General features: G+C 50.6%; 13 protein-coding genes. 3 read left to right on the forward strand and 10 right to left on the reverse strand.

The genetic code is table 11. The features are described 5' to 3' along the window. Positions 1-12 precede the first annotated feature (12 nt). From ACQYWX_RS18155 to ACQYWX_RS18175, 5 genes are all read right to left on the reverse strand, one after another. On the reverse strand, positions 13-10,815 hold the full coding sequence (locus ACQYWX_RS18155; RefSeq protein ID WP_431685854.1) for a LamG-like jellyroll fold domain-containing protein: 10,803 nt from the start codon (positions 10,813-10,815) through the stop codon (positions 13-15). A 96-nt stretch (positions 10,816-10,911) separates the two neighbouring features. Then, positions 10,912-11,709, reverse strand: a complete 798-nt coding sequence (locus tag ACQYWX_RS18160; RefSeq protein ID WP_431685855.1) for a transglutaminase-like domain-containing protein — start codon at positions 11,707-11,709, stop codon at positions 10,912-10,914. A gap of 133 nt (positions 11,710-11,842) precedes the next feature. Continuing rightward, entirely contained in the window at positions 11,843-12,718 is an 876-nt protein-coding gene (locus tag ACQYWX_RS18165) for a rhodanese-like domain-containing protein (RefSeq protein ID WP_431685856.1), read from the reverse strand. Between the two features lie 181 nt (positions 12,719-12,899). Beyond that, entirely contained in the window at positions 12,900-13,472 is a 573-nt protein-coding gene (locus ACQYWX_RS18170; protein WP_431685857.1) for a DUF1285 domain-containing protein, read from the reverse strand. A gap of 48 nt (positions 13,473-13,520) precedes the next feature. Beyond that, on the reverse strand, positions 13,521-14,414 hold the full coding sequence (locus ACQYWX_RS18175; RefSeq protein ID WP_431685858.1) for a radical SAM protein: 894 nt from the start codon (positions 14,412-14,414) through the stop codon (positions 13,521-13,523). A 79-nt stretch (positions 14,415-14,493) separates the two neighbouring features. Here ACQYWX_RS18175 and ACQYWX_RS18180 point away from each other — a divergent pair, with 79 nt between their 5' ends. Continuing rightward, positions 14,494-15,657, forward strand: a complete 1,164-nt coding sequence (locus tag ACQYWX_RS18180) for an aminotransferase class V-fold PLP-dependent enzyme (protein WP_431685859.1) — start codon at positions 14,494-14,496, stop codon at positions 15,655-15,657. On the opposite strand, the gene sixA is transcribed toward ACQYWX_RS18180, so the two are convergent. From sixA to ACQYWX_RS18200, 4 genes are all read right to left on the reverse strand, one after another. Then, positions 15,651-16,112: a phosphohistidine phosphatase SixA gene (gene sixA / locus ACQYWX_RS18185; RefSeq protein ID WP_431685860.1), complete on the reverse strand. Its 462-nt coding sequence runs from the start codon at positions 16,110-16,112 to the stop codon at positions 15,651-15,653. The genes ACQYWX_RS18180 and sixA overlap by 7 nt on opposite strands. 11 nt (positions 16,113-16,123) lie before the next feature. Next, positions 16,124-17,155 (reverse strand): NAD(P)H-dependent glycerol-3-phosphate dehydrogenase, encoded by a 1,032-nt coding sequence (locus ACQYWX_RS18190; RefSeq protein ID WP_431685861.1) that lies wholly within the window; start codon positions 17,153-17,155, stop codon positions 16,124-16,126. A 274-nt stretch (positions 17,156-17,429) separates the two neighbouring features. Further along, on the reverse strand, positions 17,430-17,939 hold the full coding sequence (locus tag ACQYWX_RS18195) for an STAS domain-containing protein (RefSeq protein WP_431685862.1): 510 nt from the start codon (positions 17,937-17,939) through the stop codon (positions 17,430-17,432). 3 nt (positions 17,940-17,942) lie between these two features. After that, on the reverse strand, positions 17,943-19,121 hold the full coding sequence (locus ACQYWX_RS18200; protein ID WP_216739186.1) for a SpoIIE family protein phosphatase: 1,179 nt from the start codon (positions 19,119-19,121) through the stop codon (positions 17,943-17,945). A 223-nt stretch (positions 19,122-19,344) separates the two neighbouring features. Here ACQYWX_RS18200 and ACQYWX_RS18205 point away from each other — a divergent pair, with 223 nt between their 5' ends. Then, positions 19,345-20,793, forward strand: a complete 1,449-nt coding sequence (locus ACQYWX_RS18205; RefSeq protein ID WP_431685863.1) for an HD domain-containing protein — start codon at positions 19,345-19,347, stop codon at positions 20,791-20,793. Positions 20,794-20,846: 53 nt separating this feature from the next. Here the strand turns inward: ACQYWX_RS18205 and ACQYWX_RS18210 are convergent, their stop codons facing one another. Beyond that, on the reverse strand, positions 20,847-21,803 hold the full coding sequence (locus ACQYWX_RS18210) for a DUF1722 domain-containing protein (protein WP_431685864.1): 957 nt from the start codon (positions 21,801-21,803) through the stop codon (positions 20,847-20,849). Positions 21,804-21,983: 180 nt separating this feature from the next. On the opposite strand from ACQYWX_RS18210, the gene xthA reads away from it, so the two are divergent. Next, on the forward strand, positions 21,984-22,796 hold the full coding sequence (xthA, locus tag ACQYWX_RS18215) for an exodeoxyribonuclease III (RefSeq protein ID WP_431685865.1): 813 nt from the start codon (positions 21,984-21,986) through the stop codon (positions 22,794-22,796). Positions 22,797-22,915 lie beyond the last annotated feature (119 nt).

Raw genomic sequence — 22,915 nt, forward strand, 5'->3', positions numbered from 1 at the left:
TCCAACATCCTTCTAGTTACCACCGCCTTCACCTGCACTACCTGAAGAGCACTGACCTCCGCCTCCCGCATCTGCGCCTGGACAGAAACTCCCTCCAATTCCTTGAGATTTTGTAGGTGCAGGAGATGCAGTAACCCCTGACCCCAAACCTCCGAACGAACTAGACAAAGTTCCGCCGCCAAGTCCCAGCCCTCCTCCTCCAGAACTGCTGCATGATGAGCCCCCCGCCGCATTATGGTTTATACCTGCATTTCCTTTCGCCACATTCCCGTTGGCGCAAGGAGAGGAGAAACTTATATCCGAGTTGTAATTATGGTTCGCACATCCGGCGCCGCTGGCGTCGCCGTCGGCGCTGGGATCAAAGTCCTGAAGCGCGATGATGCGATAAGGCACAACAACTACTTGTCCCGGGAATAAGGTGTCAGGAATCTCTCCGAAGTATTCGAAACGCGCAAAGCTATCGCCCTTGGTCAGATTTGACTTCACATCTTCCGCCGCGACCAAGCCATAGTTCGTCAAACTGAACTCGCCCTGGAACACCTCACCTTTCTTCATCATCGGCAGGTTGACCGACATGGGTTCGAACAAGACAACTGGGGCCGGGACGTTGGTTTCGTAGGTGGCGTTCAACACCACTTCGTAACGGTCTTCCAGGGTGATTTCACGCACGGAGAACTCCACCGAGATCAGTTTGTTCATCAGGAACACTTCTTCGCTGGTCACCGCGCCCGAACGCACCCAGATTCGTCCGCTCACGCTGTCATGATCGAACGCGCTGGCCCGATAGGTATAAGAGCCGGTGGAGAGGTTCTCCAGGAAGCCATCGCCAAACTCATCGGTGTAGATTTCATAGGTTTCGCTGAGCACGTCTTCGTTTTGCAGCGAAATGCGTACTTTCGCCAAACCTGGAATCAGGCCGCCGTTTTCAGCCTTGGTGGCGGTGTATATATCCGAAGTATGGAAATGCACGCCGCCGATGGTGGAGTCCGTCACCGCCACATCTACAATGTAAGGCTGGGTCGGCAAATTATCGCCCTGGATCAACACCTTAAAGCGGTAGTCGCCTTTAGGCACAGTCGCATCGGGACGGAACGCCAACTGGATAGTGTGCGACTCATTCACCGCAATATTCCCCAGACTGCGATCGCCAACGATACGCACCCACTCAGGAGCTGGCGCATCGTATTGATCCACCAGAGACAGGCGTGCATTGGTCAATGTTTCCAGGCCGCCGTTGGTTACCTTAAAGGTTTCCCCTTGCTCATCTCCCAGCTTGACGCCAGATGTGATGTAGCTTGGCGATACCTTCGCCAACGGCGCCGCCGCTGACAGATAATATTGCACCGTCAGCAACGCCAAAGGCTGCTCCTGGTTGTCCGTCATAACCTTGAAGTAAAGACGTCCATTTTCTGGAGCCAGATTATCGCCCGTCAGCTTCAGTTTGAGATAACCCGTAGTATTCGGCGCGATAGCCTCCAGCGTGGAACTGCTGACTTGCAGTCCATCCGCCATTGGTTTCGGCTGACCGTCTTCATCCAGCTCCGCCACCCACTCCAAACGCACATTGGTCAACTGCGTACTGAAACCGGCTTTGACGCGCACGTCCATGCCATATTCATAGTTTCTGGGCACAGACACCTTGTATATGGCCGGTGCCACAGATGCGCCCTCTACAATGAAACGGCTGTGTTCCGGACGATCCAATTTATCCGGATGGACAATGGAAACCACATACTCTCCTGTATCATTGATGGTCGGCGTGTAGGTGAACTCGAACTGGCCTTGCACATCCGTAAATGCAGCGTATTGGCGCTCAAACCCGCGCACCTTCATCGCCACCGTCAATATGGCGTTGGCCATCGGTTCATTGCTGGCGCGATCAATCGCACGTCCCTTGATTGTCACGGTTTCACCAGCGAACGCTTTGGCGGGCTCTACAGACGTCAGCTCACCGTAATAAGGCGTCTCCTGTAACGTCACTACTTGAGACGCGCGTGTACCAGCGATCGCAACATGCGTATCGCGGCCAACCTGGTAGTGCAGCTTGTCAATCTCCAGACGCAGCAACGCTGACTCCGGGACAGAAGACGACACAGGCACGTCGAAGTATTCCGTGACGTACTCGCCGCCCGCAGGAATACGCGCTACTGTGGAGCGGTCCGTGGTGGTGACGACATCTCCAGTCACTTGCTTGATAGAGGTCGCGCCATACACGTTGCCGGCGAAGTCCTCAAGGATAAAGCGAATGTCTGGCGAGTCGCTCTTACCGCTGTTCGCCGCCATGAGAATCTCAGACTCCACATCGCTGACATTTTCCAGTCTGAAACGTGCTTTTCCAGTTGCGCCGCGAACGAAGTTCAGTGTCTCCAGAGTGGCCACCAGCGCGGACTGGCCAACGGCTACCTGGCGCCACTGACGAATCTCTACGTTCTCACCCGCCTGTGGCGACCACAGAATGCTGATATCGAGATCCGCAAACGCATCCAGTGATTGGTATCCGCCGATGACAACGCCTACGTCGGAGAAGCTTCCCGGTTCAACAGCGAAGTAGTCCGAGTAGTGAGACTTGGCGGCTCCCGCGACGTTCACCGTCACTTTCAAACGCGCGCGTTCAACCTTGGTCACACCGCTATTGGCGACGCGGAGCAACACTCGATTCATGACGCCACGTTTGATCGGCTCAACGCTGTTTTCAGACTCATCAGCAGGCTTCAAATCAACGCTCAGCGCGGGCAGCAACAGGCTATGGCCAATGCTTTCCTTGCCTTGGTTGTCTTTCGCCACGACAGTGTAGAAGCGCTCTTCCACCGAGCCGGAGCTGAACTCACCCGCGTTGTAACCCAGATCTTCATAATCCGCGTTAGTCAGCAGATCAGCATTGAGCTTGACGCGATCTGCGTCATCGCCAACGTAAATATCGTATCCAGCGATACTGGCGCCATTGTGGCTCCAGTTGACCACCGGACGGCTGTAGTTTTCCAGCAACACGCTCAATTGATTAACAGGCAGCAAATCTGCATTTACATACTGGGTGTTGGAAGGAGCAGACTCATTACCTGCGCTATCCACCGCCGTCACCATATACAGGTGTTCAGTTTCTGAAGGCTTGCTATCCAACGCGACCTCTTTCGGGAGATTTTCCTGAAGCGCTGCAACGTCAGAGAGATCAATATCCTCCGCCGTTTCCGGCAGGTTCAGTCGATAGACGTTGTAACGCAGGCCATCCCCTGCAGGCGCTTGCCATTGCAGATATACGCCAGAACCGCTCAGTCTGGCTTGCAGGCTGGCAGGCGCCGTTGGCGCCGTCGCATCGGAGTTAATCGACACTGGGACGCCGGGGGCGCTGGCTGTTGTCTGCCCGTTTTCACTTCGTAGAGAGGCGATGGCGTATTGATATTCGCCATCAACTAAAGGCGTCGGTTCGCCGTCGATGTAGCTATCCGTCAATACGTCGTCGAATCGCTTCCATTCTGACAGTTCGGCCTCGCCGGGAGCTTTACGATACAACGTATACCCCGCCGCACTGCCCACCAGACTCCAGTTCAAGGCGACTCGTCCGCCAGGTAAGGCTTTGCCCGTCAACTGATCCGGCGCGCCCAACGGAGGCAACTCTCCTTGATAGACCTGGAAGCGTATATGCGCTGGCACAGGCTTAGCGGGGTTACCCAGATCATCCTGGGCGGAAAGTAAAAAGCCGAGTTGTTCCGCGTTGGGCTGCCCATCCTGATCCTGCCCCGCCGTCAACGGCAATCGCATGCGCCCAACATAGACTGGGCGCCCTTCCTGGGAAGAGCCGTCTTTGCTCAGCGTAATGCCGTCCTGGTAATCAGCAATAACCGTTGGCGCGCCATTTTCCTCAATAAACGGAACGAGCTTCGGCTCCTCTCCTGGATTGACGTCATCCGCCAGGGTTAGGACAACTTCAACTTCTTTGCCGGCCGGATCATCGTTACGAATCGGCGCAGCGGGGTTGACTGTCAAAGTACGGACATCCGGCCCTTGCGTATCAATGCGCAGATCGCTACCGCTTACCACTAGTGATCCACGATTGCCGACACTATCAAACGCCGCCAGCACAGGAGTCACCACACCAGCAGGCGTAGTCGCTTCGATTTCAAACTGGCCGCGGTATAAAAGCTCATCATCAAAATCCCGCTCCAACTCGACTGTCAGCGGCAAGGCATTTTCCATCGCCAGCGCAAAGTAAGGGGGATTACGCAGAGGCTCATCGAAAGTCACGGCCAGATCCACCAGGCCAGACCCAAATCGGCCGCTTGCTTCATCCCTGGCGCCGTACGCCATATATTCGACTTTGACCGCCTTTGGCGCTTCACTGTCAGCTTTTACGTCTACGACTTCGGATAGCTCACTCAGGCTACCCAGCTCATTGACGCTGGCTACGCGATAGAAATAAACGCCATCGGTGAAAGGAACATCCGTATAACTGGTTCCGGTAATCAGCTTCTGATTTACCGGCGCGCCAGCTTCAGCAATCGTGCTAAATGAATCGGTAGAACGATACAGGTTATACCCTTTCACTCTGGGGTCATTGACCGGCATCCATCCCAGCGCCACTTTACCCAGCGCTTTTCCAACCGCAGACAAACTTTGCGGCGCGTTCGGTAGCGTGTCGTCCAGAGTCACGGACAGAGATTCGCTGGCGGCGCTCACTTTGGTACGCCCAACGTAGGTCGCCTTGGCGGTGATCACATTCACGCCATTCTGCAAGGACACCACGCCAGAGAACACGCCCGCTTCCTCAACACTGTACGTTTCTCCTTGCGCTTCACCGTTCACGAACAACTGAACCAAAGTATTTGCAGTTGCAGTTCCCGCCACATCGACTTCAACCTTGTTGGTGGTGACGCCGCTGAGCGGCGCGGTCAACTGTGGGGCCAACGGCGCGGCCAAATCAACGCTGACAGGAATATTTTTGATCTGAGTGACATTATTGAGATTGTCATAGACGGACACACTGATCGTGTGAGCGCCGTCAGTCTCTCCCGCCAGCAACCAGGCACGCTCGAAATCAGGATCAGCGTTTAGATCCATTCCCCAGCTCTCGCCATCCTTCTCAAATTCAACTCGACTGACGCCGGCAGGATCATTGGCTTTTACAACGACCTTCCCATCCATCGCCAACGTAGAGCCGCTCAGCTGCGCGGAACCATTCGCACTGACAAATTCGACAGATGCAATCTCAGGGCCAACGTTATCTTCTTCCGGCTTGCCTGTCACAGCAGCCACTTGCGTTTCTTCACCGCCGGAGAGGTTCACAGCCGTCACGGCCACGTAATAGGTCACACCGTTAGATAGACCTGCAATGTTCCGTGTGAGCGCGCTGCCACTGACGGTTGTTTTGGGAGCCATGCCTGCAACACTGGAGAATGCAGCGTCTTGCGCATAGATACGATATTCCTTTACCAGATTGGCAGGCTGGGAGGCTTGCCAACTTACCTTCAACTGACCGCTTAACGGATCAGTCGTCACGCCAGCTGGGTTAGCCAGCAGCGTTACGCCAGGATTAGATACAGCAGCGGACTCATTGCCAGCAAGATCATAAGCCGTAATGCGAATCGGGTTCGCAGTAGCTGCTTGTAAGCCTTCGACTGTAAAGCCCACACGTCCATCGGAAATGTTCGCTGAGGCCAGCGGAATATCTTTAACCTCTTCGCTCCCCGCCTTGTTCACATAGACTCTGTAACCCGCCAAATCACCAGCGGCGTTAACATGTTGCGCCCAGGACAGATCGATGGAAGTTGATGCGGAAAGCGCCCGTAATTCAGAGACAGGTTCTGGTTTGACAATATCTTCAGGCGTAACTGCCTGAGCGGTTACAGCCGTTCTCTTCAGACCTGCCGCATCCTCCGCCACAACAGCCACATAAACTGTCGCGCCACGCATCAGGCCGGCGAGTTTGAATGTCTTGGCGCCAGATGAGGTTGACGCCGCCGGGGTCATTCCTGCGATATCAGAGAAGTTCGAGCCTGATACGTAAATATGGTAAGCAGCAATGTCATTACCGTTGGCGAATTCGTCGTAAACGGTCCAATCCAGCGCCGCCTCCGTTCCGTCGCCTTTTCCGTCTACAGTGTACGTGACCTGCCCTGGGGCAGTATCATCAAAACGAATTTTGGCGATGGTGGGAACGCTGGCGTTGCCAGCAGCGTCAATAACGACAAACTCAAATCTATTATCACCACGCTCAAGGTCCAAGAGCAGATCAAAGGTAGTTTTGTCTTCACTGGCGAGCTTCTGAACGCCATTTACCCATACACCTGAGTTTTTCTCTCTTGTGCCTTTAAAGCGATACGCATTGACATCAGTGACATCAGGGAAAGCCTCAAGCTGTGGTGATGCTGGCTTGGTCGAATCAAGGATGAACGTATACTCCTTGGGAGCGGAGATGTTCCCACGAGTATCAGCGACCTTGACGACAACCTTATAACTACCTTCAAGCAACGGCGCGGTTGCTGTAAACGTGTATTCTCCAGACGACAAGGCGAGTTGCCCCGCTACCGCCAAGCCATTTCTATAAGCAGCGACTGACGCTCCTTTCAATGAGAGCCCACTGGCGCCAACATCCTCCGCCTTGACGCGAATGGAATTGTCACTACTGTTGATGATTCCCAAGGGCGTCATCGTCAGAACTTCTGGGGCGTGGCTGTCTACATTGATCGCCAGCATGAATTCATCAGAAAAGTTACCTGCAAGATCGCCAACTTTCAGTAACAGTTGGTTATCTCCCTCCTGGAGCGCAATATTGGAGATAGTCCAATTTACATTATCCTGTCCTGATACTTTCTTGCCGTTGAGCCATATGCTTGTCCCTGGCTCTTTCACTCCACTGAGATTAACGATCCGGGTATTTACCAATACAGGTATCGAAACATTGTGCGACGTTACAGTTGGCGCAGCAGGTTTTTCAGTATCTACAACAAAAGAAGCAACAAATGCATCATCTGCTTCATTGGGTACGCCATTTTGGTTCTGGTCCATGCCGAGACCATCTTTTGTCTTGATATCCGGGCCGACCGTTAAGCGATATGTTCCATCTTCCAAGGGGGTCGACAAACGAATGCGGTATTGCACTCCATTTATTTGCTCCAAAGCAAAGATGGAAACAGGAGAGCCATTATCAACCAGCAAAATGTCATCGATAGAAAACGAAGCAGGGTCAATTTCATTGACAAACGACAGCGTAATTTCCTGCACTTTATCAGCGACATAATCAGTCACAGATAAGCCAGTAACATAGGTATTTATGTGTTTTTGTTCCGTGTATACGGAGCCGTTCTGTCCGTCAGCATATGCAGCAAGTCCCGATTTTCCTCCCGCCACTCTCACTTGGGAAGCAAAATCAAAAGCCTCTTTCATCGAATAGTAAATCGCAATTCGGCCGCCGGCTCCGCCCCCTCCCGCAGGGCTCTCGCCTCCATTAGCTTGCAAAAGCCCATTGCCTGACAGCACGCCTACGTCCAATAGTATGGAGCCCCCGCTTCCACCTCCAACATTAGAATTAGACTGCTTCAGATTTTCGCCGTTTGCCGAGATAACTCCGTCAAGCTGTAAATTATCTGTCTTAATTATTACAGCACCGCCACCTCGTGAACGAGAGCTCTCGTTTGCCCCCAAACCGCCTGTACCTGACTCAACAGGTTGACGATAGTCACCATAAACCTGTTTGTTTAACTGTCCATTAGTACTGCCGCCAATACCGCCATAACTCCCCCCACAATACTTACATATCTCAGCGTCGGGGTAATTTCCTTTCTTACTTACATCCAGGGTGGCGCCTTTTTCTATAATAATAGATGAAGCAGAAATTCGTAGTGCATGAGTAGGAGGAGCTAATGTGCTACCTATCGTAAGAACGCCAGCATTTTTTAAGATAACTGAGCTCCAATTTTGGTCGCCATATACAGTTAATATATAGTTATCAACTACAAGTTTATTATTGGGAAGAGATAGTTCTCCTTTACTGTCAAAGCCACCACCGTCAAAACTATAGTCCTCAGTAATACCTAGCTTATTTCCTGACTGCTGCCACACGCCATTATGTAGAAAAATGCTTTCTGCATTTACATCCCCCTTTTGGGCAACGTGAGTATTAAATGCGACAACCTTTGAGAAGGTTGCTTCCATTATCTTTATTCTCGCGTTATAAATTTCTACGGGCGTTGGATATGAGCCGCTTAGGCCAGTTCGAGCAACATTTGGGTCATCCATTCCTCGGCTATCAATAATAAGCTTATCGTCACCTGTTAGACGATTGCGCACGTATATAGTGCCCGCGGCTCCGCTTTCGTAACTTCCATGCACACGCTTACCGCCTAGGGTTTCCACTTGAGCGTTAATATCAAAAGATTCTAGCTCGTTGTAATAAATAGCAATACGGCCACCGCCACCGCCACCGCCTTCAGTAGTATTAACTCTATTACCACCATTTGCGGCGATAGAGCCACTTCCAACAATAACGCCAGCTTCAATCCACACAGAACCACCGCTTCCTGCCCCCATGCGATTTTCGCCACCAGAACCATTCGCCAGAATCTTCCCATCTAGCTCTAAACGATCGACGATTACCTTTATCGCTCCACCACCTGTTGAAAAGCTAGCATCGTTGTTTCCAGCCCCCCCAATTCCCAGGTCATGTGGGCGACGATAATCTCCAAACACATTTTTATTTGGCAACCAGTCATGACTTCCGCCTTCCCCGCCATAGCTACCGCCACAGTACGCTCGCACCTCAGAATCTGGCGCCGCGCCCTTACCACTTACATCAATAGATGAGCTTTTATCAATCGATAAATAGCTCAAATTAAGCGACGCTTTTGCTCTATCTGGGGTTACAATTTTCCCTCCATTCACAAGTAAAATATCGCTAAAGTTATGATCACCGGAGATCGTTAGCAATCCACTATCAATGAGTATATTTTTGTCTTCGTATTCGGAGGCGCCATCCCCGATAGTTGCTTCATCAGTTATAACAAAATCCGCAAAGAAAGTATCAAATGACAATTTAAATACGTCATCACCTACTTCTCCGTACAAAGCATCGCCATCTTGATCTAAGCCTATGACATTTCCAGAGGAAATATTCGGCCCAACCTCCAAAACGTAGTGAGCCCGATGCGCAATTCCTCCAACAACCTCTAAAGCATACTTCACATCATCAAGCTTCTTTACTTTGATTCTCTGCTCACTACCATCCTTCGTCAGCCGAACATCATCTTGCGCAAATGATGATTCATCGATTGGCGACTCGAAATATATTTCTATGTCAGACCTTTCTGTCAGTGTAGATTTGTCCGGTATAGATGCGCCCACTATCTTCGCGGGCTTAGATTGTGGTTCAATTCCTGTTAAAGCAGCATCGTAATGCGCTTTAATTTCTCTTTCAGAAAGGAGATGAGAGTAAAAAACAGCGCTATCAATAACCCCGCCAAAGTTAAGATGTGTAAAGTTGTAGTTATAGTGCGTACCTATAACCAAAGGTACAGATGGTGTGACTATAAGTGTGCCTTCATTTGCGGCTGTGCTATCAACGAGCTCGCCGTTAACATATAAGCTTGCGCCGACGCCATCTTTGTATCTGCCAACCAAGTGATACCACTCACCCAACTCGAAGGTGTTAGGCGCAGTCGCCCAGATTAGTCCCCTGGACGAATTAATAGCAAATTGAAACTTGGTTCCAGTAGCGCCATCTACCCTCAACGCCATTCCTGGGTAGCCGTTTCCATTCATCATCTTTGTGATGATGCCTCGATACGCGCCAGTAACTTCTGGTTTAACCCAGGCTTCGACAGAGAACTCTTTCAGGTTATGGTTAGGGTTATGAGGGACAACAATTCTTTGAGACAGTTGATAGTCAAAATACGAAGCAGCATGATCTGCGCCAGAAACCCCCTGAGTTAGCTGGGTTGATTGAGTAGCAACCCCATTTATATCTCCGACGAGGTCGATTACCTTTCCGTCCATTTCAGGAAGTTCCCAATAGCTAACCGGATTACTACCAGAAACTACTTTTCTATACACACTTTCTTTTAATGCCGGCAAGCTAATAAGTTGGTAGTGCCTCTTAATAGTGCTCTCATTAAGAGCATGGTCATATATTGCAACTTCGTCGAGAGCACCTTCAAAACGATAGCCTGACCAGTTACTAAACTGAATTACACCCGGTGTATTCGTAGGGACGCCAGAAATATCCAGCCGAGCTTTTTCATGACCGTTTAAATATAAAATCAAGGACGAACCGTTATAAGTACCGACCAAGTGACTCCAACTATTTGTTGGCACTTCCTCTTGAGTCACGCATACAGATTTAACAACACCTATACGCACATACAGACAATAGCTTCTGTTTTTGCTTTCATACAGCCCCCAGTTATAGTTGCTGCCGCCGTGTGAAAATAGAAAAGAGGAACTCCCATCCGTTCCAGCCCTATATGGCTTCAACCAAGCTTCTAAGGTAAGCTGCTCCACTGCAAATGAGGGATGATTTGGAACGGACAGTCCACCGCTTGAAAATGACTTAGCAGAGTCACTAGAGAGAATCCCTGACTCTAAAGGCAGGTTTCCTTCTACTTTCGCCTGATGTCCATTGCCGCTTTTGTCTTCGGCGATATTTTGCTCTGATGTTTCGTTTAGTCTCCAATATGCAATAGGAGAATCTGCCAACACCGCAGCTTCATATGAAGCGCTTTGAGGCGAGCCAGAAGATGGGGCGGCGTAAATGATAGAAGCCCCCAAAATCAGTACTGCCGATAGGCTTCTTTTAATTACATTTAGTAGGGTTTCCGTACTAATTCCCATCTTATCCTCTACAGCTCTACTACTTGGATGCATGATTTGAAAGCTCAAAAAACTCTTTTATATAAACAAGACTCAGTTAACTTGGCCGTCGTCTATTCATTGCATTTCAATAACAACATTCTCGTCATCTACTGAAAAGCGGTTTCGTCCTAATGGTTCACCATTTGCGCTTTCACCTAAAATTCTGAAAGCAACATAATCTTCTTCCTGCTGGTCAAAAACGCCATTAAGAGGATCTGCAAGACGCCAGCGGTGACCATCATGAAATAAAGTCCAATTGTGATAGTCGACACCCGATATAACTGTGGCGGGTCGGGAGACGATAAAGCCGCCTAGCGGAATAGCGGGAATACCTAACTTACGTAAAATGGCGATATAGGCATATGCATATTCAGTACAATCGCCGGTCTTATTCGCCAGCGCCCACGCAGCTCCCTTCTCTTCTTTTATGTAGTCCGACGGTTTCAGGTGCTGCGCCAGCCATTCAAAAACCGCTTTGGGTTGACGCTCCAAAGGGATATCTTCAAAGAGTTTTGCAACTTCACGAACTTCGGGACTATCAACCTCTATGTATCTCTCATTCTTTAGCCACAACTTAGGATCTACTGTGATAGACGCTAAGGGCAGCATAGTTAGCTCTGCGTTAATAGTGATATTTCTGGCTTCATATGAGGCCAGTTGATCTATTTTATAAATAAGTGTTTTATTTGAAATAGCATCAGTTGTTTCTTCATACCCATTGGGTCCGCTCAATGCGTCCAGACGTTGCATTGGATAATCACTAACTGGCGAAAATATATTAATAGATATGTCTCTTGCGAATGCTCGCCCTTTGTTCTTGACCGCAAACTGATATCGAATCAACTTTTTAGTAGGCGAAGAAAGACTCGCCATGTGCGCGGTTACTTGCCTGTATAAATTCACCCCGTTCCAGGCGCCCAAGCCTAAGCACAGGGTCAACGCGACAGGAAATATTACGACTGCTATAAATCGTATTGGCGTCATATATTTTGTGCTTCCTTTGGGACTACTCTCCGCCTCGGCAACGGTATCGGTCAGGGATTGAGCGCCTTTTTTCCTGAACTTTCGCCAGGCTTTCAAAATGCCGCTCAATGGCTTCTGGACTGGCTTCATACCTATACAGATTGCGGTATTGGCTTTCTGCGTACTCTTCCAATGTCCCTTCGAGCATAATTACAGGCAGATTGCGCGATACTTCATCGCCTCCAAGCGCTTTAGCCAAGGCCATAGCAAAGCTCTTATCTCCTGCAATAGGCAGCACGGGGATATTTTCAGGCACATAGCGACGTACACGGTCGTACCACGACTGTCCGACTATCAACTTGGCATCGCCGCCAGTTAGAGCTACAACAAACTCAATCTCTGTTAGCTTTGACAAGGCAGCAATATCCTCAGGCAAGCCGGCAAGTTTATTCCCCGATAGCCGCCAAGCATGCAGGCCTCCACGCACGATTTTGACATCAATAAATCCGGCTTCTTTAAGACGGGCGCAGAGCTGCGCATTTTGACGAGTCAATACGCCTTTATTAACCAGCAATAAAGATCTGTTTTTCAGAGTGCTCTGGTGAAAAAGGAAGTTACCCGGAAGGTTAATGGAGCCAGGTACAAAAGCTCTCTCGAAATCATTGGCGCTGCGGGTATCTACAACGGTAACTCTATTGAGATCTACCGCATCAACATCGACAAAACACGAATAGTCCTCGGATAACTCTGACACATTATAGGGCGGCGCATTATCGAGATACTCTTGCTCCAAACGACATGCGCCAGAGCGCTCCTCTGAATGGGCGTTTGGGGACAGAACAAAAATTAGCGGAAATATAGAGGAAAGAAACAGGCGAATGAAAGGCGTCGCCGAAAGACATGAATAGAATTTAAACATTACGTCCCCTGTAAAGACACCGCTGACAGCAATATGCAGTCTTGATGGCTAACTCCCTTTAGCGGAATTTACCCCAGACACCTAACCGGCGCGAAATATATCAGAAGGCAACTGTAATTAAAATTCGTTAAGGTTTCGGTAACGTGCTATTTATCAAAATTCTACATGTTGTTACACAAACTTACCCGAGCCGGAAAAACTCCCCAGCACTCTCCACCCCATACGCCGCCACACCATCAATAACACGCTCTTCAGCCAAATCAGCCAGCTGGTAAAACACGTTACGTCCAATTAACGCCTCCATTCCCGAGCGGATTAGAACGTAGGGGGATGGTTCTTCGGTGACAGGGTCAATATGTACTCTGATTGGGCGCTCTGCGGAAACCAAGACGCTTTCGTCCAGATTGGTTGTGAGCATGATGCAAGGCTGGTCCGCGTCGTTTTTATAACGCTCCATTGCCGTGATGACAAAAGGGGCGTCTTCCACTTCTATTCTGGCTTTTTCCACTGGCGTGACCAGAAAGTAATCATCCCCCTCTTTCCTGAGGACGCTTGCGAATAGCTTGACCAACGCCGTACGCTCAATAGGATTGCCCTGGTAGAACCACTTGCCGTCACGGTGAATTTTGATATCAACGCCAACCTCCACCGTAGGATTCCAGGACTCAACTGGAGGCCGCTTGACGCCGGAGATCGCAGCTAATTGCTCAGACAGTTCCACAGCGGAACGTATTGGGGAATGTTGATCACTCAAAATTGAACTCCTGCTTGCATCCATATAACGCCCGTTAATACCGGAATATTACAGGCCACGCTGCCACTCCTGACGCAGGCGTATCTGCCCTGGATGATTAATAGCTATATCCACCTGTTGCAGCAACTTCTCTTTGTCTTTTCCGAGCACGCCTTTAAGCACTAGATAGTTGGAGGCATGGTCGCTGCGAAAGATGGTCTTGTTCAGTTCGGTAGCGGCGAGAAAGGTCCTGACTTCTCTGAACAACTCTTGCTGAGTCGGCATATCAAAGTCATCGAAGCTCGCCCGCAGCCGCGCTTCCCCCAGCGGAAAGGAAACGACTAACGTGGAGAGGTAATCGGGCTGCGCTTCATTCACCAATCTGGCGCTGTTGAGAGCATGTTGCTCCGCATAACGACGTCCGCCCAAGCCATTTAATATCATTACCGAACTACGCAGCCCCGCTTGCTTTATTTTCAGTAAGGCGTCGACTGTGCTTTCCCGGGTTTCGCCTTTCATAACTTTGGCCAGGACCAAATCGTCGCCTGATTCCGCGCCGACGTATAACAAATCCAGGCCAAGCGCTTTTAATTCAGCCAGTTCCTCCACGCTCTTTTTCTTGATATTCCTTGGCAGACAGTAAGAAGACACTCGCTGCAAATCAGGAAAGTATTGATTCAGCCACTGTAGTATCTGCTTCAGACGACGGGTCGACAGCACCATGGCGTCGCCGTCAGCAAGGAAAACTCTGCGTACATGAGGCGCAGTTTGGGCTACTTTGATAATTTCCTGGAGTACGATATCTTCTTGCTTTGCTTTGAATTTTTTCTGCTCAGAAGTGTACATTTCGCAAAAGACACAATTATTCCAGGAACAACCGTTGGTGACCTGCAATATCAGCGCCCCCGCCTCACTGGGGGGCCTGAAAACAGGTTCTACGTATTGAATCGGGATAGCCCCCATACTAGAGTCCTCACTTTAAAGACGCCCATTATAACGGAATAAACGTCGCCGCTACGGCGACAAAACGCGGATATTACCCATGCCTTTAGACAACGCCTCTTTTGACCGTCTGGTCGCCGATGAATTTCCTCTGGACGAGTCCATCACCTACCTTAACCACGCAGCAGTCGCCCCCTGGCCTTCGCGCGCCGTAGCCGCCATCGAAACCTTCGCCAGGGAAAACCTTAAGACCGGCGCCACCCACTATCCAGAGTGGCTTAAGAAAGAGCGTTCTTTGCGTTTGTTGCTCAAAGACTTGGTAAACGCCGAAAGCATCAACGAAATCGCTCTAGTCAAAAACACCTCTGAAGCGCTGTCTTTCGTTGCCTATGGCCTGGACTGGAAAGCAGGCGATGAAGTGGTGATTTCCGATCAAGAGTTCCCCTCCAATCGCATTGTATGGGAATCCCTGCAGGAAAAATTTGGCGTCCGCGTTGTGCAAGCCAAACTGATGCAAGCCGAAACGCCAGAACAGGCCGTACTAATCGCCCTTTCTGACAAGACGCGTCTCGTATCCATCAGTTCCGTGCAATACGGCACAGGTCTGAAGATGGAGCTGACCTCTCTGGGCGCGGAGCTGAAGCACAGAAACATCCTGTTCTGCGTAGACGCCATTCAAAGCCTGGGAGTTTGCCCCACCGACGTACAGCGGGACAATATCGATTTCTTAATGGCGGACGGCCATAAGTGGATGTTAGGACCGGAAGGACTTGGCGTTTTTTACGTTAACAAACAGCGCCTTGAAAGCCTGCAACTTACTCAATACGGCTGGCACATGGTGAAAGACCGGGGCGACTACAGCAAAGACACCTGGGAACCTGCGCCCAACGCCACCCGCTTCGAGTGCGGCAGCCCTAACATGCTGGGAATTTTCGCCCTGGAAGCCAGTCTGGCGTTGCTGGCGGAAGTGGGTATTGAAGAAGTTTACGGAAAAATCAGCGCCAACGTCGTCACACTGAAAGCGCTGTTATCTGACATCGACGGCATCGAGTTCATTACGCCCAACGATACAGATCGTTGCGCCGGCATCCTTACCTTTACTATCCAGGGACGCAGTATGCCTGAGCTTCACCAGCAGCTGATGGATAAAAACGTTATTTGCGCATCCCGTGGCGGCGGCATTCGTTTCTCCCCTCATTTCTATACCAGGAAGAAAGATCTGGAAACTGCCGCTCAGGTGCTGAAAGAGCTGCTAGCTCAATAAATTCGGCTTTTTTCCATCGCACATCCCAGCCCCCAGACCGGCATTTCGTATTCACGAATTTCGCTGGTCTGGAACCCTGTGGAAGGGAAAGTCCCGCCATGCTCCAGCAACGCAGCAAGCGCCGCCACCAGCGGCATATGAGTAACCAGAATCAGATTCTGACTCGCGAAAGACTCCAATGCCGCTAGGCACGCTCTGGGGTCATCATCTGGAGTCGCCAATTCCATAACATGCACCGACGTGATTCGGGAAAGTACCTCCCCCACTATTTCAGCAGTCTGGGTAGCACGCACATAAGGGCTGTGTAATAGGATCAACTCGCCGTCATGATGACTTGCCAGTCGCTCCGCGACTTCTCGCGTACGCGTGCGGCCATAGGCAGTCAACTCGCGCAGACTGTCCGAGGGCGCTCGCATTTCCGCTTCACCGTGACGCATAAGAAAACAGGTTCGCATGAAAGAATCCCTCAATTGGCTTCCGAGCGCGGCAATACAAACTCAACATCACTGTTTTGCTCCCGTAGCATAAGCTGGGAAACCACCTGTTTAATGGGGAAATGCTCATAAATAATCTTATAAAGCCCCTCCACCAAAGGCATCTCCACACCCAGCTCACGGGATTTGTCCCGCACCAGACGCGTGGTATTGACGCCTTCCGCCACTTCCCCCAGCGCCGCTACGGTATCCTCCAGCTTCTCGCCTTTACCCAGAGCGAACCCAACGCGATAGTTGCGACTGAGAGGCGAGCTACAGGTCACCACTAAGTCGCCTACGCCAGCCAACCCCAGGAAGGTCATCGGATTGGCGCCCATGAATACCGCAAAGCGGCTCATCTCCGCGAGACTGCGCGTAATCAGCATTGCCTTGGTGTTTTCGCCAAGCTCCAGCGCGGAGGCCAGTCCCGCGATGATCGCATATATGTTTTTCAATGCGCCGCCCAGCTCTACGCCATACATGTCCACATTGGCGTAAACACGAAAATAACGACAGCTCAGGACATCCTGCACCAGAGTCCTTACTGGCTCGCTGTTGCTGGCGACCACAGTGGCGGCCAGGCTTTCCTGCCCAATCTCCTTCGCCAGGTTGGGGCCACTGATTACGCCAATTTCCTGCTCGGTCAATTCTTCCCGCAGGATATCGCTCATCAGCTTGAAACCTTTCTCATCAATTCCCTTGGTCGTACTCAGCCAGAATTGTCCGGGTTTAGCGTACTGCTTAGCATCCCGCACTACATCGCCGAAGGATTTGCTCGGCACGGACACCAAGACCAAGTCGCTGTTCGCCACCGCCTCTTCCATGTCGGACGTACAAATTAGATTTTCGTTCAGCTTTACTCCGGGAAGATATCGGGCGTTCTCCCCTGTCTTGCTCATTTCCGCAGCGCGCTCTTGGTCTCGCATCCACAGAACCGTGGGGTAGCCGTTACCCGCCGCAATATTCGCCAGTGCAGTACCAAAGCTGCCGCCGCCGAGAACAGCGACTTTTTGTGATTTTTCCATAGAACTAACTGTGTTTAGGTTGTCATTTAACGCCAGTGTAAGCGTCCAAGTGGAAGTTTTCTAACACTTTTCAGTTTTAGAAAACATATGCCACCGCCCTTTACGACATCACTCATCCCACCATAAAAAGATAGCGCACAGGCAGCATGATGAAAGCGCAGCTATAAATGCTTATACAAAAATGATATGACAGTCCGAGAAGAGATACTTTGGAAGGTATTGATGAGACTAAGGGCGCTTATCGGCAACGCCCTCGCGTCAATATTTATAGGAATCAGTATGATACGGAGGATGCAGGCCCTTGATCACACTCCAATGCCTGCACCAGATCTTTGAAGGCGGCTCGATTGCTCTCATTCAGCTCCATCAGAACTTTGTGCGCAGCGAGAACTTTCTCACGCACTTCCTGCTCTGAGGCCAGCAGAATCGGAATTACCGAGAGGTGCTCAATGTCCGTGGCGGCTTTTTCAACAATAATGAACAGCTGATCAAACCCCATCGACAACACCAAGCGAGTAATATCCTCGTTGGTGGAGACGATAGTGGGTAAAATTTTGCGGTGCTTTTTGGCGAAAATCCCAATCTTTGCGAGGAGCCCGAGCGTCGTACTGTCGACAATACTCGTCTCTGTAAGATCAATGACCACCGTAATGAAAGACTGATCCTCTTTCATCTCGTCAATCAAATGATCCAATGTGGAACATAAATTCAGTCGGATCTCTCCGATAAACTTCAGTACGTAAACACCCTGCTTTTCCGCCTGGAGTATTTTATACCCTGACATCAATTACACCGTCGTTTCCATAATAGACACGATTGCTATGTCATCGGGCAATTCGGTAATCCACCTCAACCCGAACGCTTTTTCCAGTTCAGGTATAGTGTGACGCGCCTCCTGCACGGTTTCAAGCAATGCTTGCTCCTTTTCTGCGAGTGATTTGGCATTAATCACCTCAAGCAGGCCATCAGAGCAGATAACAAGGGAGAATCCCGGCGCCAGCGGCTCTTCGTACAAGGGGTAAACCGGATCATCAAATAAGCCAACGGGCGGGCCCTTGCCGTCCAGATAACGACTGACGCCGTTCACGGACATCACTGGCATGGGGAAATGAGCGCCCATGGAATAGCTCAACACCCGGGTTTGCAAATCAATGACGCCGGCGAACATCGTGAGATGCTTGCCAAGATCCGTATCCAATAACTCGGCGTTGACCCGCTTCAAAAAGCGGTCTGGGTACAATATGTCATCGCTGGACTGGCGACGCAGATTACGCTGCAGTCGATTGCTCAAATTTTTAAGCAGCACCGTCACGAAGGCGGACGAAGCGCCGTGACCGGAAACGTCCGCGAAATAGAATGCAATCTTATCGCCGCTTAAGCGGAAATAATCAAAAAAGTCGCCACTGAGATATAGAGACGGCTTGATGCAGTGATCAAACTGTATGCCGCCGTACTCCACTTCTCGTTCAGGCAGCATTTTCATTTGCACATGACGACCTGCGCGCTGATCCGCCTGCAATTCTTCCAACCCTGCGCGCAGCTCTTTATTGGCCAGCTCAAGGTCATATCGATACTGCTGGTTTTCGCGATACACGCGCACTTGATCGATTTGTCGTTGAATGGCCTCATCCAACACCGCGACATCCGCTACAGGCTTGACGATATAGTCAGATGCGCCGGAGCGCAAAGCGCCCAAGATATCTTCCGCGCCAGCGCGTTTGCTATGAATGACAATGGGAGGTCTGGGGTGAACGTCTTTTAGCAGCGAATACAACGACTTAATGTCGTCCGAAGTGAGGTCTCCAATGATGATGTCGGGAGTGACCTGCGCTTTGAGATCCGTAAAACACTTAACCGACGCGCAGTGCACCACATGGAACCCCCTGGACGTAAGGTGTTCCTTCATGTGACGGGATACATCCTCGTCGGAGTCGATTATGAGAAGAGCTTCCTCTAGATCAGCCATGGCTCATGCGCCACTTACTTATTAAGCTATTTTTATACACTGGGGTAGGTCGACAGCTGGCATAGTGAATATTATTGTAGCTCGTTACTTTGTTTTTAGCGGACAACCGCTCGACCTGCAAGATACATTTGCAACATAATGTCAAAAATTAGAATTATCATACTAATTGCCCCTATGAGATTTTATACGCATTTCTCTCTATCCAATTTCTTAATAATTCAGCATGGATAAGTTCTTATACGATCTTCTGGGCGTCAGAGATCGCCTCATAATGGACCCCGTACACGGCGCAATCACGCTATTTGAGCACGAAGTTCGCGTCATCGATCACCCGCTATTCCAACGTTTACGCCACATTTGTCAAAACGACATTCTTTCGTTGGTATTCCCAGGCGCCACCCACTCACGCTTCCTTCACAGCATCGGCGTCATGCATGTCGGACACAAAATGTTCCGAGGCTTGATGGAGTCCTGCATGCGCAGGCACAGGATGACTCAAGCATCCTCTTCCCTGCCCTTGGCGTCGATTGATTTTTTCAATAAGCTAACGCGACTGGCGTGCCTGTTGCACGATTGCGGGCATAGTAGTTTCTCTCACCAGTTTTCGAAAGTCCCTAGCATCGCCGCCATGCTGGGAACCAGTGAACCGTTTCAACGTTTGTGGGCCCAGGCCCATATCAGCGATATGGACATGGCGGCTCTGTATCCGGAGCCCCCGGATAAGCTGGAGCATGAGCACTATTCCGTTCGCTGCGCGTGGGAAATCCTACATTCTCAAAATGCCGAGAAATCGCCCTTTTCCGCCCTTGACGTCAGCGCGCTGATGGAAACAACTGCTGGCGCGGTGACACCGGAGTTCGCCCGGCATGCCGAGTTAATCTGGCCGCTGCTCAGTGGCTCGACGGAAACGCCCGAGCAGCCAGAGCGACATATTGTCCGCCTGCTGCGCCTGATTGTCTCCGGTGAAATTGACGCTGATCGTGCGGATTACATGCTGCGAGATGGATTCCACTCTTCAGTGACAATAGGCGGCTTCAACCTTGATCACTTGCTGAAGAACCTTCATGTAGGCTGGGACCCGGAGTCCAACTGGATGGGCCTCGCCATCACCCCGAAAGGTCTGGGCGCGCTGGAAGATTTCGTCTACTCCCGCCACCAGATGTATCGCAAAGTTTATGGTCACAAAACTTCCATAGGCTTTGACTGGCTGTTGCGGCAGGCGATGGAGGAAGTTATCGGTCAACCGGACGTGGGAGAGTATGTGAGGTCCTGCCTCACTGATATCAATGAGTTCTGCTACTTAACGGATAACTACTTTTGGGAGCAATTCAGACTGCTCGCCAGAAAGCAGCCGAAAAGTTGCTCGCAAATGATGATAAACCGAGTTCGCCCTCATCATCTTCACACACATGAGAGCACGGAAACCATTGATCAGGAATCTATCAAAATCATGCTAGCTGAACGCCATGATTTAAAGCCGGAGCAGGTCGTCTGCTGTGCGCTGAAAGCACGTTTTTCCAAAATCAAAGGGGCTTACGAAGATATCAAAGTCATGCAAAAGCCTTCAGATCCCGAACGCACGCGCCCTCAATATGTTCGCATTGGCGAAGTCAGCAACTTCTTCCATAAGTTTGAAGACGAAACCATCGCCCACTTCTACCGCAAGCCGTGAAGCATCGGGGAGGCGCTAACCTCCCCATGGAAAACAAGCCTGACAGGCTTCACTCAAATAGCGTTCCTCAACCCTAAATGGGAAGGATACGGTTGCAGATAGACCTGCTCAGCGAGAAATCCATCCTGCGTCGCAGAGCAGTAGTGTTTCAGCAGCGTCAATGGGGCCACCAATGGAATGACGCCATGGCGGTAATCCGTCAACACGGTGTCCCACTCCTGCTTCTGCCAGCCATTCATCGTCTTGCGCAACACTTTGGAAATATTGGTTAGCACATGAAAGTGATTCTTTCGTTGCGCTCGATGAGTCAGACAGCGCATCAAAACAGTTTCGTATTGTTCAAGCGCCCCTTCCATCGAGGCCGATCTGGCTTGCGCGGCAATATTTCCTAACAGAATTTGATCCTGTGGATGATGCGCCATCAGCAAATACTTATATCTGCGGTGGAATAGCTGCAGCTTCTCCGGTGAAGGAGAGGCCAGTACTTGATCTTTCCATTCGCGATAACAACAGACTCGCACCACGAAGTTTTCCAGTAACGCCGGCTCATTTAGCCGCCCAGCTTCCTCGATCGGCATATTGGGATGCGCCTGCATCACTTTCTCTGCAAATATTCCCGCCCTGGCGCCAATAACGGCGTCACTGCTTTCATTATATAGTTTCACTCTGAAGACTCCGCAGCTCGGCGACTTCTGCATAAAGACATAACCGTCCAAACGCGAAATTTTGTCTTCCAGCGACACCGCGTAAGACGCCAACTTGTCTGTAACGTCCAGCTCCGCATCTCTCGAACCTACCGCTCGCACTTGTCCATCCCGTTCTATCAGGCGAATCGGACGACGAGGGATGCCCATGCCGATGGCCACCTCTGGACAGAAAGCCTGAAAGTCAAACACATCTCGCAACCGGTCAGTCAGCAGAGAAGACTTCTTATGGCCGCCGTCAAATCTGACCTGCTCTCCCATCAAACATGCACTGACGCCAATTTGAGGACGTTTGCTGTTTTCCACTTTCAGCCTCCCAATACCAATAAACGTATACGACTCAACCAACGGGATAGAAGCTTCGCTCCTACATGCTTCGTTTATATACGTCTACCGCAAGGATTTGGTTCTTCATATAGACAACGTTGTTCGGTATATTGGCCCGCAACATGTCGAAACAATTCCCTTTTCCGGTAGGTACTTATCATGCGGATCGTCTCATTTAACGTAAACGGCGTACGTTCACGTCTTCATCAGCTGAAAGAACTTATCAGCCAATATCAGCCGGACATCATCGGTCTGCAGGAAACCAAAGTCATTGACGACCTGTTTCCGATTGAAGCTATCAACGAGATGGGCTACCAAGCGGAATATTACGGCCAGAAGGGGCACTACGGCGTCGCCCTGCTTAGCAAACAACCCGCATTGCGTTGCATTAAGGGGTTTGAAGGCGATGACGAAGAGGCGCATAAACGCTGGATTGTGGGCGAGTACGCCGCTGGCGATCAAACCCTTGTCGTCTGCAACGGTTACTTTCCTCAAGGTGAGAGCAGAAACCACCCCGACAAATTCCCCAACAAGCAGCGATTTTACGCCGGAACGCTGGACTTCCTGCAACAACGCTCACCGGATCAGCCGATAGTAGTGATGGGCGATATGAACGTTTCGCATACGGATAACGACATTGGTATCGGCGAAGAGAATCGAAAACGCTGGTTAAGAACCGGAAAGTGTAGTTTCTTGCCTGAAGAACGTGAGTGGCTGAACCGTCTGCTGGACTGGGGCCTTGTTGACACATTCCGTCAGCATTTTCCTGACGTTAAAGACCGCTACAGCTGGTTCGACTATCGTAGTCGTGGATTCGAGGATGATCCCAAGCGCGGCCTTCGCATCGACCTGATTCTCGCCACACAACCACTGGCTGCTCGCTGCGTCGACGCCGGCGTATCCTACGAGATTCGGGGTATGGAGAAGGCCTCCGACCATTGTCCAATCTGGGCTGACTTTGACCTGGAGTGACACCGTCCGCCCCATGGACTTTGGGTAATAATTATCGATTTTTACTGCTCGGAATTGCCTTGCACACGCGAAAAGTGAATTATTATCGGGACTTGGAAACCACAGGATGCTAAGAAAGG

The organism is Hahella sp. NBU794, from assembly GCF_050749805.1.
GTDB lineage: Bacteria > Pseudomonadota > Gammaproteobacteria > Pseudomonadales > Oleiphilaceae > Hahella.

Excerpts from the sequence above, each read along its gene's own strand:
- ACQYWX_RS18180 (WP_431685859.1), top strand. The coding sequence starts at position 14,494 with ATGCCTTTAGACAACGCCTCTTTTGACCGTCTGGTCGCCGATGAATTT.
- ACQYWX_RS18155 (WP_431685854.1), bottom strand. The coding sequence starts at position 10,815 with ATGGGAATTAGTACGGAAACCCTACTAAATGTAATTAAAAGAAGCCTA.
- sixA (WP_431685860.1), bottom strand. The coding sequence starts at position 16,112 with ATGCGAACCTGTTTTCTTATGCGTCACGGTGAAGCGGAAATGCGAGCG.
- ACQYWX_RS18165 (WP_431685856.1), bottom strand. The coding sequence starts at position 12,718 with ATGTTTAAATTCTATTCATGTCTTTCGGCGACGCCTTTCATTCGCCTG.
- ACQYWX_RS18200 (WP_216739186.1), bottom strand. The coding sequence starts at position 19,121 with ATGGCTGATCTAGAGGAAGCTCTTCTCATAATCGACTCCGACGAGGAT.
- ACQYWX_RS18205 (WP_431685863.1), top strand. The coding sequence starts at position 19,345 with ATGGATAAGTTCTTATACGATCTTCTGGGCGTCAGAGATCGCCTCATA.
- ACQYWX_RS18195 (WP_431685862.1), bottom strand. The coding sequence starts at position 17,939 with ATGTCAGGGTATAAAATACTCCAGGCGGAAAAGCAGGGTGTTTACGTA.
- xthA (WP_431685865.1), top strand. The coding sequence starts at position 21,984 with ATGCGGATCGTCTCATTTAACGTAAACGGCGTACGTTCACGTCTTCAT.
- ACQYWX_RS18175 (WP_431685858.1), bottom strand. The coding sequence starts at position 14,414 with ATGGGGGCTATCCCGATTCAATACGTAGAACCTGTTTTCAGGCCCCCC.
- ACQYWX_RS18190 (WP_431685861.1), bottom strand. The coding sequence starts at position 17,155 with ATGGAAAAATCACAAAAAGTCGCTGTTCTCGGCGGCGGCAGCTTTGGT.
- ACQYWX_RS18160 (WP_431685855.1), bottom strand. The coding sequence starts at position 11,709 with ATGGCGAGTCTTTCTTCGCCTACTAAAAAGTTGATTCGATATCAGTTT.